The following is a 13,539-nucleotide window of genomic DNA, read 5'->3' as shown; positions in this document are numbered from 1 at the left end:
GGTCCGGATAAGCCATGCCCGTTGTCGTGGTGACCGATTCGGCGGCCGCCGTGCCCGCCGATCTGGCATCGGAACTGGACATCATGGTGGTGCCGCTGCACGTGCTGGTCGACGATCGTGCGATCGCCGAGGGCGTCGACGAGTGTGAGATCGACTACGGGAATTCGGCGGTGACGACCTCGTCGGCCTCGCCGGGGGAGTTGCGCGCTGCCTACGAGCGGGCGCTCACGCTCAGCGGTGGCGCCGGAGTGGTCGCGGTGCACATCTCGCGGCAGTTGTCGGCCACCTGGGAGGCCGGTCGTCAGGCCGTGCGGGATATGGACGCCGCCGACCGGGTGCGGCTGGTGGATTCGCTGAGCGCCGGGCTGGGGACCGGTCTGCCGGTGCTGGCGGCTGCCCGGCGGGCGCACGCCGGGGCGAGCCTCGACATCGTCTACGACACCGCCGTCGCCACCGCCGGGCGTGCCCGCACCTTCATCGTGGTCAACCGCACCGAACAGCTGCGTCGCGGTGGGCGGCTCAGCTCGGCGGCCCTGTTCTTCGGAACCGAACTGGTGACCAAGCCGATTCTGCAGATCGTCGACGGCCGGCTCGAGTTACGCGAGAAGGCTCGCACCCGGTCCAAGGCACACGCCAAACTCGTTGCGGCCGCGGTGGACGCGGCCGGTGAGGACGGTGCGGCCGTCGCGGTCCAGCATCTGGGTGCGGCCTCGGCTGCGGCCGCGATCACCGAGCAGCTCGGTGAACTGGTGCCGCGGATCAGCGAGCTGATCACCGCCGAATTCGGCCCCACCCTGGGCGTGCACCTCGGTACCGGCGCAGTGGGCGTGCTGGTCGTTCCCGGCGGTTGCGGCTGAATCGGTCGCACGCACCGCACCGCCCACCTGGCGTTGTGCACAGCCGGGACGAGTATCCCCAGAGTTTCCGAAAGCCCAGGTGACGGCACCCTTCTCCGGGGTCACCGCGCCTACGGTGACCGGCATGGCGCGAGACGAGGATCGGCTACGGCTATGGCAGCGGCTCGACGAGACAACTCCCCACTCCGGAGCACTCGCAACCCAGGGCCGTGGTTCGGCTGCCAGGGGGCCGAAGCCGGACCGGGACGGATTATGGGACCACACGGCAGTGTCGCCCGGCCCGGAGGAAATGGAGGCGGTCGAGCCCTCCGCTGATGCCGGCTCCGGGTATCCGCGCGGTGGGCGTACGCCCCGAGCCGAAAAGGTCGCGCCGGAAGTCGATTCGGGTGGCCAGGCGACCGGTCGCGGACGCCGCTCACCGTTCCCGGCGGATGAGTCCGGCGACGATATGCCGCGGCTGCCGACATGGTTGAGCGAGCCGGTAGCGGTGCCGTGGTGGCGACGGATCGTGCCGGAGCGGTGGCGCGACACCCGGCTGGATCTCGGGCGGCGAGGTGCGCTGGTGCTCGCCGGCGTAGGAGCCGTAGCGGTGATCGCCGCGGCGGCGGCCGCGCATCGCGACGACCGCTCGGTGAGCGCGGTCGAGCCACTCCCGTCGCCGACCACCGCGGCTGTCCGATCTCCGGAGGTATCTCCGCGGGCCGACTCTCCGGTCCCGGCAGCCGGCGCGCGGTCATCGGATCCGCAGGCCGCATCGGTCGCCGCCAACGGCGTTGCCGAACTGGTGGTGAGTGTGATCGGCGTGGTCGAACACCCGGGGCTACTGCATCTTCCGCCCGGTTCGCGAGTCGCCGATGCCGTCGCTGCCGCGGTCGCGCGCGACGGTGCGGACCTCGCCGGCTTGAATCTGGCCCAGCGGCTGGCCGACGGTGATCAGATCGTCGTCGGGTTCCCGGCCCCCGCGAGCGAGCCGCGGCTGGGAAGTACGGTCGTCGCGGGTGCCCCGCACCCGCCGGCTGCGCCCGGAGCGAGCTCCACGCCCGGGGTTTCCGGGACGGCAGGGGCCCAGGTGAACCTCAACACCGCCACCGCGCAGGAACTCGACGGCCTCACCGGTGTCGGCCCCGCGACCGCGGCGGCCATCCTGGAATGGCGTACCCAACACGGTCGGTTCACCAGCATCGATCAGCTCACCGACGTCACCGGAATCGGGCCCGCGAAGCTGGAACGGTTGCGCGATCAGGTGACGCTGTGAACGGTGAGATCGCTGCAGCCGACGAATACGGTTCCGCACCGGCAACGGGGCGGTCGAGTGTGCGGGCGCCGAGCGTGCCGCTGGATGCACGGTTGGTGCCGACCGCGGTGGGGTGCTGGATCGCCACCATCGTCGGGGTGGCCTTGGGGTGGCGGTTCGGGGTGGCGACCGCAGTAGTCCTGGCCGCCGCGGCGTTGGCGTCGGCAGTGGTCGTGCGCCGCGGGGGCGTGCGGCCGTCGCGGCGGGGTGTGACGTGGTCGGTCCTCGCGGCTCTCACCGCGGCTTCCGGGTTCGCGCTCGCGGCGGCCTGGCAGGAGTATCGGGTGAGTACACATCCGCTGAGCCTGCTGAGTACCGGCAGCACGGTGACGGCCGAGGTGGTCGTGGGTGATCCGAAACCGTTGCCCGGCAGATCCTTCGGTGGCAGGCAATGGCTGATGCGGGCCACTCTCGTGGAATTCCGTTATGGCGCGACGACAACGCGCGGCGAGGCGGCGGTGACGGTGATCATGCCCGAACGGGGCTGGTCGGCACTGGTACCCGGACAGCACGTGCGATTCCGGGCCGAACTCGACCGGCCGTGGCGGCGGGATCTGACGGTCGCGGTGCTGCGGGCCGAGGGACCACCGCAAGCCGGTCCGCGGCCCTGGTGGCAGGCGGCGGCCACCAGAGTTCGCACCGATCTGGCCGCCGCGGCGCAGCGCGCCCTGCCACCCGATGCGGCCGGGGTACTACCGGGTCTGATCGACGGTGATGTCTCCCGGGTACCGGATGAGGTGCGGGAGAACTTCCGTGCCGTCGACCTGACACATTTGCTGGCCGTATCCGGTACGAACGTCTCGATCGTGCTCGGGGCCGTGCTGCTGTCCACTCGTGCACTCACTCTGGATCCCCGCTGGGGTGCGATTCTCGCGGGGCCGGCGCTGCTCGGATTCGTCGTCCTGGCCAGACCGTCGCCGTCGGTGCTGCGTGCCGCCGCGATGGGAGCCATCGCCATTCTCGCAATCCTCACCGGCCGACGGAAACAGGCACTTCCAGCACTGTGCACGGCGATGATCGTGCTCCTCGCGATCTGGCCCGAACTAGCGGTTGACATCGGTTTCGCGCTGTCGGTGCTGGCCACCGGTGCCCTGATCCTGGTGGCGCCGAGCTGGTCACAGTGGCTCGAACGCCGAGGCTGGCCGCCGCTGATGGCACAGGCCTTCGGGGTTGCCGCGGCGGCGTTCGCGGTGACCACCCCGATCATCGCTGCCCTCACCGGCAAGGTCAGCGGGCTCGCGATCGTGGCGAATGTGCTGGTCGAGCCGGTCGTTGCTCCCGTCACCGTGCTGGGAGTGGTCGCGGCGGCACTGTCGTGCCTGTGGCAGCCGGCCGCGATCTGGGTGCTGAACCTCACCGAACTGCCGATGTGGTGGTTGCTCACCGTCGCCGAACACACAGCCGCACTGGGAGTTACGCTGCCGATACCCTCCGGAGCGGCCGGTGCGCTGCTCGGACTGCTGCTCGTCGTGATCGCCGTGGCATTACTGGCGCGGGTGGGGGCACGCCGCGGCCGCCCGCCGTCGGGGGAGCTGAGGCGAACCTACCGAAGCTGAGGGCGACCGGCAGCCGCAGGAGCCCCGCGCACGGTCGGCGGGGTACGACATGGCAGTGCGGGCCGCAGGAGCGGTGCGGTGTGCTGCGGTGACAGTGGAGGGAAGGTGTGTAGCGGGCTGCCGAAGCGACGGTGTCGTCGGTACAGCTCCGCGTGGGTGACAGGCGCCGGATCTGTCGGCGTGCACCCGTAGGATCGTGCCGTGACCGATCGCCTTGCCGCCTTGCACCTGGTACTCGGTGAGGAGGAGCTGCTCGTCGAACGGGCCGTTGCCTCGATTGTCTCCGAGGCCCGAGCCGCGACTGCGGATCCCGACTCCTTGCCGGTCGATCGATTGCGGGCCGGGGATGCGAGCGCCGCGGAACTGGCGGAGCTGTTGAGCCCGTCGTTGTTCGCCGAGGATCGGGTGATCGTGCTGGAGTCGGCTGCGGAGGCGGGCAAGGATGCGGTGGCGCTGATCACCGAGGCTGCCGGCGATCTGCCCGATGGTGTGGTCCTGGCGGTCCTGCACTCGGGTGGCGGTCGCGCGAAGGCGATGGCACCGGCCTTGCAGAAGAAGGGTGCTCAGGTGCACACGTGCGCGAAGATCACCCGCGCTGGTGAACGAAACGAATTCGTGCGCAACGAATTTCGTGCGGCCGGAGTGCGAGTGAGCGCCGATGTGGTGCAGGCCGTGGTGGAGGCGATCGGTTCGGATCTGCGGGAGCTGGCCGCGGCCAGCTCGCAGTTGGCCGCCGATACCGGCGGCAAGGTCGACACCGCCGCCGTCCGCCGGTACTACTCCGGCCGTGCCGAGGTCACCGGGTTCGAGGTCGCGGACCTCGCGGTCGCCGGTGATCGCCCCGCCGCCATGGAGGCATTGCGCTGGGCCACCGATCGCGGCGTGCCGGCGGTGCTGCTCGCCGACGCGCTGGCCGACTCGGTGCACACCATCGCCAAGGTCGGATCGGCCGGCCGCGGCGATCCGGGTGCGCTGGCCTCCCGGCTCGGTATGCCGCCCTGGAAGGTGAAGAAGGCGCAAGGTCAGGCCCGGGGCTGGAACGGCGCCACCATCGGCAGCGCGCTGCAGGTCGTCGCCACACTCAACGCCGACGTCAAAGGCGGTGCGGCCGATACCGATTACGCGCTCGAACACGCCTTGGGTGCCATTCTGGATCTGCGTTCCGCGGAGTGATATCGGTCCGCTCTGCCGCAGCTCAGTGTGGATTGTGCCCGATGATCTCGCCGACCAGGGCCGGTCCGGGGAAGTCCATCATCAGTACACCGGTGGCCAGGGTGGGCTGGGACCGCAGCAGGTCCAGCGCCTGCTGATTCTCGTAGTCCGCATACCGGCCCGGAAATTTCCTCGGATCGGGTACACCGGAGGCCGACAGATAGTTCACCGACAGCGTTCGGCCGTCGTTCGCCTCGGCCCGGTCCAGGTGTGCGGCAACGGCCGCCCACTTCTCTTCCCGGCTCGGCCCGTCCCACAGATCCTGCACCGCGAGTGGCAGGCCGCGCTCATCGACGCCGTCGGCGCACATCACGACCAGGGCGCCGCGCACCTCACCCAGCCGTGGAACAGGCACCGGGCCGGACGCGGCGGGACGCCACACGCGGGGTTGCGCATCGAGATATCGGTCGATCAGCCCCGAATCGGGCGGCAAGCCACCGGCGTCCGCACATCGGAAGGGCGCGCCGTCGTTGGTGCATTCGGCCTTCACCCGCATCAGGACGGTCTCGCCAGGATGGCGCGCCAGAAATTCGCTGGTCACGCGGAGTGCATCGTCGAAATTCGACTGTTGGTAGAAATCGCCGTGCTGGACCGCCAGATTTCCGGCCTCGTCTCGCCGCACCCTGATATCCAGTGCTCGGATACCGGACTCGAGTTGCGTGTTCAGTGTCTGCACCGACGGGCACCGGAGATCCGGCTGCGCACATCCGGTGTCAAAATTCTCCTGAGTGAGTACGGCCGGACCGGCCTTCCCGCCGTGGATCGACAGGGTGTCGTGGGTACCTGGTATCGACAGGGTGCTCAACGACACGTCGTCGGGCAGGGCACTCATCCACTCGGGATGGCGGGCCGTGTCGAGGTGATCCTTCGCACCGGTGTCGGCGCGCGGCATGCCGGCGGCCTCGGGACCGGCGGGCTGGGCCGCCGCAACCGGTTGCGCCGCTTGCTCTGTGGTCGTCGCACATCCGGTCGGCGCGAGCCCGGTCAGGACCGCAACCGTGACGATCCATGCAGATTTACGAGCGTTCTCGAGAAGTTCCCCACCCCACACCCGATCGACGGTAGCGGATCGGGCGCGCCACAACAAAAGCCGCCGTGGTTATCTGCGATGCAGATCCTCTGCCACGGCGGCGTTGCGAATGCTGTTGTGCGGCGGTCGGTGCCGCGCTGATATCGAAACCGGAAGACCGGTACCGGAAATTCAGCCGATCTTGTTGTAGGCCAGCGACAGCGCCGACTTCTTGTTGGCGGCCTGGTTGGCGTGGATGACGCCCTTCGAGGCGGCCTTGTCCAGGTCGCGGCTCGCGCTCTGGAGCTCCGCGAGCGCCTGCTCCTTGTTACCCGCGGCCGCGGCCGCGCGGAACTTGCGGATCGAGGTGCGCAGCGCGGACTTCACCGACTGGTTGCGCACCCGCGCCGCCTCGTTGGTGCGGATCCGCTTCATCTGGGACTTGATGTTGGCCACGCCTGTTTCCTCTGATTCCTTCTCGTCAGTTGGATGAGCCTGTGTTGCTCGCAAAATCTCTGTACAAAGTCTCTGGGCGCACTACGTGACAACAGGTAGCGCTGTGCCGACGGTCGAGATTACCAGCTGCACGCACGCGACGCGAAATCGCCCTTGGGTGCGCATCGGCAGCGTGCGACCGGATCGGGCGATCGAGCGGGACGGGCCGGTTGTCAGCCCCAGCCGTACTCCGCGCACAGGCGGTGCGCGACCCGGTCGAAGGTCTTGCGCGCGACGATCGCCCCTTCCCGACGGATGCCGTCCTCCGGAACATCGAGTACGCGGTCGAGGCGTACCCAGCTGTCGCGCCCCTCGTGGTCCCACGAGCCGGATCCGATCCCGACCCAGTTGTGCTCGGTGTCGCGGCGCGCGTTCGACGACAGCATCAGCCCCAGCAGCGTGCGGCCCTCCCGGCCGACCACCAGCACCGGGCGGTCCTTACCGTTACCCGGGTCCTCCTCGTAGGGCACCCAGGTCCACACGATCTCGCCCGGATCGGCCCGTCCGTCCAGCTGCGGCGAGTAGACGATCCGGCGGGCGCGCTCGTGGGTGGGCACCGGAGTCGATGCCGCCGGGCGTACCGTGACCGGCTGCGTGCGGCGGCCCACCGCGCGATCCCACAGTGGTGAGCGCTGCATGCGCTCCATGAGTTTGGGTGCCTGATTGCGGACGATCCGGGGTCCCTGCTCCTTGGCGATGGTACTTAGCTGCTTGCCCAGAGAGCTCCATGTGCCGGCCATGTCCGGGAGCATAACGGCGGGCGAAACCCCTGCACGTAGACTGCCGGATGGCGACTTTACGACTTGTTCACGGGTAGGAGTGTCCCATCAGCACGTTTGCCGATACGACGTTCACCGATCCCTCGCGGATCCGGAACTTCTGCATCATCGCGCACATCGACCACGGTAAGTCGACGCTGGCCGACCGCATGCTGCAGTTGACCGGGGTGGTCGAGGAGCGGCAGATGCGTGCGCAGTACCTGGACCGGATGGATATCGAGCGCGAGCGCGGGATCACCATCAAGGCCCAGAACGTGCGGCTGCCCTGGAACGTGGACGGTGAAGATTACGTCCTGCATCTGATCGATACACCGGGCCACGTCGACTTCACCTATGAGGTCTCGCGGGCGCTGGAGGCCTGTGAAGGCGCGATCCTGCTGGTCGATGCCGCCCAGGGCATCGAGGCGCAGACGCTGGCGAACCTGTACCTGGCGCTGGACAAGGATCTCGAGATCATCCCGGTGCTCAACAAGATCGACCTGCCCGCCGCGGACCCGGACCGCTACGCCGCAGAGCTGGCCCACATCGTGGGCTGCGAGCCCGAGGATGTGCTGCGGGTCTCCGGCAAGACCGGTGTCGGCGTCGCGGAACTGCTGAACAAGGTCATCGACGTGGTGCCGTCGCCGGTCGGTGAGTCCGAGGAACCGCCCCGTGCGCTGATCTTCGATTCGGTGTACGACACCTACCGCGGTGTGGTCACCTACGTCCGTGTGGTGGACGGCAAGCTCACCCCGCGGCAGAAGATCAAGATGATGTCCACCGGCGCCACCCACGAACTGCTCGAGATCGGCATCGTCTCGCCGGAGCCGAAGGCCACTCAGGGCCTGGGCGTGGGCGAGGTCGGTTATCTGATCACCGGTGTGAAGGATGTGCGTCAGTCCAAGGTCGGTGACACGGTCACCACCGCGCGCGCTGGTGCTGCCGAGGCGTTGACCGGGTACCGGGAACCGCGGCCGATGGTCTACTCCGGGCTGTATCCCGTGGACGGTTCGGACTATCCGGATCTGCGTGACGCGCTCGACAAATTGCAGCTCAACGATGCGGCACTGACCTACGTGCCGGAGACCTCGGTGGCACTGGGCTTCGGCTTCCGCTGTGGGTTCCTGGGCTTGCTGCATATGGAGATCACCCGCGAGCGGCTGCAGCGCGAGTTCGGTCTGGATCTGATCTCGACCGCGCCGAACGTGATCTACCGGGTGATCCTGGAGGACGGCACCGAGCAGATCGTCACCAACCCGTCGTACTGGCCGGAGGGCAAGGTCCGCCAGATTTTCGAGCCGATCACCAAGGTGACGATCATCGCACCGAGCGAGTTCGTCGGCACCATCATGGAACTGTGCCAGTCGCGCCGCGGTGAGCTGCTGGGCATGGATTACCTGTCGGAGTCCCGGGTCGAGCTGCGGTACATGCTCCCTATGGCGGAAATCATCTTCGACTTCTTCGATGCATTGAAGTCGCGCACCCGCGGGTATGCCTCGCTGGACTACGAGGAGTCCGGTGAACAGGAAGCCGCGCTGGTCAAGGTGGATATTCTGCTGCAGGGTGAGGCGGTGGACGCATTCTCGGCGATCGTGCACCGCGACGCCGCGCAGGCCTACGGCCACAAGATGACCACCAAGCTTCGTGAGCTGATTCCGCGTCAGCAGTTCGAGGTGCCGATCCAGGCGGCGATCGGGTCGAAGGTCATTGCGCGCGAGAATATTCGAGCGATCCGCAAGGACGTGCTGGCCAAATGCTACGGCGGTGACATCTCCCGTAAGCGCAAGTTGCTCGAGAAGCAGAAGGAGGGCAAGAAGCGCATGAAGACCATCGGTCGGGTCGATGTACCGCAGGAGGCCTTCGTCGCCGCGTTGTCCACCGATTCGTCTTCGGACAAGCCGAAGAAGTAAACTACGCAGTTCTGCGGATCCACGGGCAGCTGGTTCGCCGGCTGCCCGTCGGATTCGGGGCTTTCCGGACGGGTGGGTCGGCGGCAGACTGTCGGCACGACTATGCGTGTCGTTCCTCCCCGAAAAAGACTTGAAGGATGTGACAGGTCTGTTTTCCGGAAATAATGTGTAAAGAGACCCGGATTCGGTAACACCCCGTTCGGCTTCGGACCCGAACGCTGAGAGTGGAGTTTGTATGACGCGTGAGCTGCCGTTCGACGATGACGCGGGCGCGGGCGAAGAGGCCGGTGATGCGGCGTATCGCGTCGCGACCGGCGTCGCGCGGGTGGCTCGGGCCGGGGCATATGTCACAGGTGGCGCACTGATTGCCTCCAACGGTTCGCCGGCCCCGGAGAACGAGTCACACAACAGTCACTTCACCGGCTGGTCGACGGTCGATCCGGATCCCGATGTGCCGAGTCCCGTGGTGACCTATCCGGACCCCTCTCCGGACTCCGTACCGCCGGACCTCGGGACGTACTCGGCGCCGCAGCCCCCACCCGCGCCGGGAAATGTGTTCGCCGACGAGTACGGCACCGATGTATTCCCGGTCCCGCAGTTCCCGTTCGCCGAGCAGGCACCGCCGCCGCCTGGGGTCGGTGGGCTGCCCTCGACTCCCCAGGGCGGTACCGATGCACCGTTCTCGATCCCGGGCTCCGACGCCCCGAACGGTGGGCTCGATACCTTCGATTTTCCAGGATCCGGTGGGAACCAAGGGTTCTCGATCCCCGGATCACATCCGGCCGATACCGCGGACTCCTCCGGCGGGCTGGGATTTCCCGGGTGGGGCACCAACGATTCCGGGCTGGGCCTCCCTCGTCAGCAGGCCGCCGAGGACGACCGTCAGCACGGTGGCGATCTGTCCGGCGCCGACACCCACCCGACCGCGCCGCTGCCGGGGCACGGCCTGGGGCTGCCCGGCACCAACGGTCTGAACCTGCCGGGCATGAACGGGCTGGGCCCGGGTGGCCTCGGCTGGGGCGACGATGTGTCCGGCGTCGGCGCTCCCGACTACGACGGAGTCGGCGACGGCGGCAACCCCGGCATCTTCCTCGGCGCCGAGATGAACGTCGATGCGCATATCGGTCTGGACGGCATCTGGTTGACCACGGAGACGAAGGTCGATTTCGCCGTCGGTGACGTGGGGAGCCAACTCGACGACTACGGCCAGTGGCTCGGCTCCGGCGTGGGTGAGATCCCCGGCGGTGCACCGTCATCCGCCGATGCAGGGGTGCCCGGTGCGCTGGGCGCCGCCGTCGCACCGTCGGCCGGTGCCGAGCCTGCGGCGGTCGGGGCGGCCGGTGTGCCGGTGGAACCCGGTGCCGCACAGGCGAGTACGGCGGGCGCGCAAGGGGTGGCGACGTCGCAGAGCGTCGCGGCCACCCAGAGTGCCGCGGTGTCCGGTCAGCATGCCGCCATCGCACCGGCGCCCGCCGCGCCCGCGGCGTTCCCGGCTCCGCAGATGGCGAGTGTGGCTGCGCCGCAGCCGATCACGACGGCTCCAGTGGTCGCCGCGCCGGCCCCGCCGCCACCCGCCCCGGCACCGGTGCCGGTGCAGCCGGTGGCGTCGACGCCGCTGCAGACCACGATCCAGCCGGAGGCCGCTACTCATCCGGTGGCCAACGTGATCACCGCCCATCCGGGGCCGTCTCCGCTGACCGCGCCCGCGGCGGCGGTGCCGGCGTTGTTCGACTACCAGCCCGCGAATCCGGTGCCGGAGGTGGAATTTCCCGGCACCGGTGCCGATGATTCGTCGGGTACCTCGACCACGACGCACGCGCCCACCAGCACGCCGCATCCGAGCACCTCGCATCCGGGGACGTCGCATCCCAGCACGTCACCCGGCACCTCGCACAGCACCACTCCGACGACCGGCAGTGGGCACTCCTCCGTGGTCGCGCCCACCGGCACGCCCGGCACCACGACCAGTCCCGGGACGTCCACCGGCCGCGACACCACCGAACACGGCACGCCGACCACCACCCGGCCCGGCAGCGGCGATTCGACCGGTACCGGTGCCACGCACCCGCCGTCCACCAGTGCCGGTTCCGATTCCGGCAGTGACTCCGGGCATTCCGGCGGTGATTCCGGGCAGGTGACCACACCGGGGACGACCGGCCCCGACGCCACCACGAGTGTTCCCGGCGCCACCCATTCGCCGGGGACGTCCTCCGGTGCGGACACCTCGGCGCCCGGTACCGCCGACGGCGCGGTGGGACCGACACAGGGAAATGCGCCCAGCAGTGACCACGACACCGGGCCGACGCAGCAGGTGCCGACCCAATCGATGCCGACGCAGCACACCCAGCAGCCGACCGCACCGCACACCGCCGATCCGGGCGCGGGCATGCCCGCACACACCGCACCGGCCGCCCCGACCGCGGTCAAACCCCCGACCACGATCGATCCGGTTCCGGACGCCGGGCTGCCGGTCGAGCCGATCTCCTCTGTGAGTGCTTCGCCCGATGCCGGAGTGTTCGCGGATCCCGGGCACGGTCTCACCAGCGTCGCTCCCACCGGACTTTCGGCCGGTCTGCACGACACCGGTTACGCCGAATCGCATCACCTGGTGCTCCATCCTGTCGCCGACCTGCACCTCACGCTGTGACGGCGGTGGAGGCCTCCGGGGCCAAACACCCGGAGGCGATGGCGCCACTGCTGGCGCAGATCGACGAATTGCTGGAGCTGACCCGGGCTGCGGGACGGGCCGACCTGACCGGGCGGCTGAGCATGTCGCGGGCTCGGGTGGCCGATCCGCGCGTCCGGCTGGTGGTCATCGGCGAACCCAAGAACGGGATGAGCACGCTGGTCAACGGCCTGGTCGGTAGTCCTGTGAGCGCTACCGGTGGTGCGCTCAGTGTTCCGGTGATCGCCGAATACGGGACCGAGCCCAGCGCCACTCTGGTGCGCTCGCTGCCCGGCGGACGCACCGAACGCCAGCCGGTGGATCCGCTGAATCCCGGTCCGGCACTGCAGGCGAACAATGTGATCCGGGCCGAATTCACCGAACCCAGCCCGCTGCTGGGGGAGGGATTCGTGGTGATGGACGCGCCCGGCGCGCCGGCTGACGCCCCGACCACCTGGTCGCTGATCGCCGCCGCCGACGCCGTCCTCTACGTCGGTGACGCCGCGACGGCCTACACCGGCGAACAGATCGCGCTGCTGCAACGTATCCGGCAGGTCTGCCCGACCGTGATCTGTGTGCTCAACAAGATCGACCGGTATCCCCAGTGGGCCGATGTGCAGCAACGCAACCGGGAGCTGCTCGACGACGCCGGACTGGGTTTCGCGGTGGCGCCGATCTCCGCGGAGATGCATCTGCGGGCGGGCCGGGACCAGCGCCGCGATATCGAATCCGGTGTGCCGCAGCTGATCGACCATCTGCGCGGCTATGTTCTCGCCCGCGCCGATGCGGTGGCACGGGAGGCAGCACTGCGCGATATCCGGACCATCACCGATCATTTGGGATTGGCTCTGCGTAGTGAGGCGGAGACGCTGCGGGATCCGCGCCGCTACAGCGCGATCACCGATCAGCTGCGGTCGGCCCGCACCGAGGCCGACGAGCTGCGGCGGCGCAGTGCCAACTGGCAGGTCACTCTCGCCGACGGGTGCGCGGAGCTGATGGCCGATATCGAACACGATCTGCGCCACCGGCTGCGCAGTCTGGTTCGCGACGCGGAATCCGAGATCACCAAACACGATCCGGCTCGTCGCTGGACCGAGTTCGGCGCGGATCTGGATTCGCGAATCTGTGAGGCGGTCGAGGAGAACTTCGTCGTCGCCCACTATCGGGCCGTGGAGCTGGCCGAACAGGTCACCGATAAGTTCCCGGCCGATTCGCGCGATGTCCCGCTGCCCGATCTGCGACTGGAGGATCCGGGCGATGTGCTCGAGCCGGTTGCCTCGTTGGAGCCGCTGGATACCGCGAAGGTCGGCTTGATCCAGCCGGTGTTGAACGTGATGCGCGGCTCCTACGGCGGTCTGCTCATGGTCGGTGTGCTCACCAGCATGCTGAAAATGCCGCTGGTGAACTGGTATTCGGGTACGGCCGCGGCACTGCTCGGTATCAGTGCGCTGTGGGAGGACCGCAAGCTGCGCCGCGATCGCCGCCAGTCCGAGGGCAAGGTCGCGGTGGCCCGGCTGATGGACGACGTCATCTTCCAGGTGGGCAAGGAATCGCGGCACCGGCTGCGCGCTACGCAACGCATCCTCCGGGATCATTTCACCGATCTGGCGGATCAGAACTTGCGTTCGGTCGACGAATCGTTGCGTGCGGCGGAGGAGGCCGCGGCGATCAATTCGCCGGAGAGCCGGGAGCGGCGTCTCACCGAGATCGAGCGCTCGATGGTGCGCCTGCGGGAGATTCGCGAGTCCGCGGACGCACCGTAGCGCCGAGTGCGTGGCACCGT

Annotated in this window: 10 protein-coding genes; 7 read left to right on the top strand and 3 right to left on the bottom strand. The window is 68.6% G+C overall.

What is annotated here, in order from left to right; genetic code table 11:
- Positions 1-14 precede the first annotated feature (14 nt).
- The 4 genes from NV2_RS02800 to holA all read left to right on the top strand — a co-directional run bounded on the left by NV2_RS02800 (position 15) and on the right by holA (position 4,880).
- Entirely contained in the window at positions 15-857 is an 843-nt protein-coding gene (locus NV2_RS02800; protein ID WP_067868563.1) for a DegV family protein, read from the top strand.
- A 124-nt stretch (positions 858-981) separates the two neighbouring features.
- Positions 982-2,112 (top strand): ComEA family DNA-binding protein, encoded by a 1,131-nt coding sequence (locus tag NV2_RS02795; RefSeq protein WP_245662408.1) that lies wholly within the window; start codon positions 982-984, stop codon positions 2,110-2,112.
- Positions 2,109-3,707 carry a ComEC/Rec2 family competence protein gene (locus NV2_RS02790; RefSeq protein ID WP_245662407.1) on the top strand — a complete coding sequence of 533 codons (1,599 nt, stop codon included), beginning with the start codon at positions 2,109-2,111 and terminating at the stop codon, positions 3,705-3,707. The genes NV2_RS02795 and NV2_RS02790 overlap by 4 nt, the downstream gene beginning before the upstream one ends.
- A 201-nt stretch (positions 3,708-3,908) precedes the next feature.
- Positions 3,909-4,880, top strand: coding sequence for a DNA polymerase III subunit delta (holA, locus tag NV2_RS02785; protein ID WP_067868557.1), 972 nt, complete (start codon positions 3,909-3,911; stop codon positions 4,878-4,880).
- 22 nt (positions 4,881-4,902) lie between these two features.
- On the opposite strand, the gene NV2_RS02780 is transcribed toward holA, so the two are convergent.
- The 3 genes from NV2_RS02780 to NV2_RS02770 all read right to left on the bottom strand — a co-directional run bounded on the left by NV2_RS02780 (position 4,903) and on the right by NV2_RS02770 (position 7,163).
- Positions 4,903-5,970, bottom strand: a complete 1,068-nt coding sequence (locus NV2_RS02780) for a phosphatidylinositol-specific phospholipase C (RefSeq protein WP_067868555.1) — start codon at positions 5,968-5,970, stop codon at positions 4,903-4,905.
- Between the two features lie 150 nt (positions 5,971-6,120).
- A complete protein-coding gene (gene rpsT, locus NV2_RS02775) occupies positions 6,121-6,384 on the bottom strand; it encodes a 30S ribosomal protein S20 (RefSeq protein ID WP_067868552.1) in 264 nt (87 codons plus the stop codon).
- Positions 6,385-6,596: 212 nt separating this feature from the next.
- Positions 6,597-7,163 (bottom strand): type II toxin-antitoxin system PemK/MazF family toxin, encoded by a 567-nt coding sequence (locus NV2_RS02770; protein WP_067869304.1) that lies wholly within the window; start codon positions 7,161-7,163, stop codon positions 6,597-6,599.
- Positions 7,164-7,249: 86 nt separating this feature from the next.
- Between NV2_RS02770 and lepA the strand changes: the two genes are divergently transcribed.
- The 3 genes from lepA to NV2_RS02755 all read left to right on the top strand — a co-directional run bounded on the left by lepA (position 7,250) and on the right by NV2_RS02755 (position 13,519).
- Positions 7,250-9,091, top strand: a complete 1,842-nt coding sequence (lepA, locus tag NV2_RS02765) for a translation elongation factor 4 (RefSeq protein ID WP_084473783.1) — start codon at positions 7,250-7,252, stop codon at positions 9,089-9,091.
- A gap of 235 nt (positions 9,092-9,326) precedes the next feature.
- Positions 9,327-11,738, top strand: coding sequence for a hypothetical protein (locus NV2_RS02760; protein ID WP_067868546.1), 2,412 nt, complete (start codon positions 9,327-9,329; stop codon positions 11,736-11,738).
- On the top strand, positions 11,735-13,519 hold the full coding sequence (locus NV2_RS02755) for a P-loop NTPase family protein (RefSeq protein ID WP_245662406.1): 1,785 nt from the start codon (positions 11,735-11,737) through the stop codon (positions 13,517-13,519). The genes NV2_RS02760 and NV2_RS02755 overlap by 4 nt, the downstream gene beginning before the upstream one ends.
- The last annotated feature ends 20 nt before the right edge of the window (positions 13,520-13,539 follow it).

The sequence above is a fragment of the Nocardia vermiculata NBRC 100427 genome (genome assembly GCF_001613265.1).
In the GTDB taxonomy this organism is placed as follows: Bacteria; Actinomycetota; Actinomycetes; order Mycobacteriales; family Mycobacteriaceae; genus Nocardia; species Nocardia vermiculata.
Note: the sequence above shows the minus strand (reverse complement) of the source record. Positions and strands in the feature narration are given on the sequence as shown.